Raw genomic sequence first — 801 nt, 5'->3', positions numbered from 1 at the left:
GTTGTAGACCGTCCGCGACTGGGTGCTGCGCTTCAACGCCGGCGGTCCGGCCGGGCTGATCGACGGTAAGGCGCCGGGCAATGCGTCCAAGCTTGACGATGCCCAGCGTCAGGCTTTGGCGCCATCGTCGAGCGCGGCCCGATCCCGACGATCCATGCGGTGGTGCGCTGGCGCCTCGCGGATCTGGCGCAATGGATCTGGGAAGAATTCGGGATCTCGCTGAGCGAGACGACGGTGGGCCGCGAATTGCGGGCGCTGGGGTATCGGAAGATCTCGGCCAGGCCGCGGCACTACGCGCAGAACGAGATGGCCATCGACGACTTCAAAAAAAACGATTTCCGGCCGAACTGGACGAGATCCGCAAAAGGCTCCCGGCTGGAACCGAAATAGAGCTTTGGTGGCAGGATGAGGCACGCGTCGGGCAGAAGAACGCCATCACCCGCCGCTGGGCGAAACGCGGCACACGACCCCGCGCCCCTCACGACCAGCGGACCAAATGGGCGTACATCTTCGGCGCGATTTGTCCGAAGAAAGGCAAGGGCGTCGGCCTGGTCATGCCGTGGTGCGACACTCCGGCGATGGCGGCCCACCTCGCCGAGATCAGCGCGGCCGTTGATCCGGGCGCCCATGCCGTGCTGATGCTCGACCAGGCCGGATGGCACATGTCCGCCAAGCTCGCCATCCCGGCTAACATCACCCTGCTGCCGCTGCCGCCCCGATCGCCGGAGTGGAACCCAGTCGAGAATGTCTGGCAATTCATGCGCGACAATTGGCTCTCGAACCGCGTCTTCAAGTCCTATG

The 801-nt window shown here is 64.9% G+C and carries 1 pseudogene; it reads left to right on the top strand.

Annotated features, from left to right (window positions below):
* Positions 1-10: 10 nt before the first annotated feature.
* A pseudogene (locus IM708_RS21110) lies at positions 11-801 on the top strand (IS630 family transposase); the annotation flags it as partial.

This window comes from Pararhodobacter sp. SW119, from assembly GCF_017811755.1.
Lineage (GTDB): Bacteria > Pseudomonadota > Alphaproteobacteria > Rhodobacterales > Rhodobacteraceae > Pararhodobacter.
The sequence above is the reverse complement of the archived record's forward strand: the minus strand, read 5'-3'. Positions and strand labels throughout refer to the sequence as shown.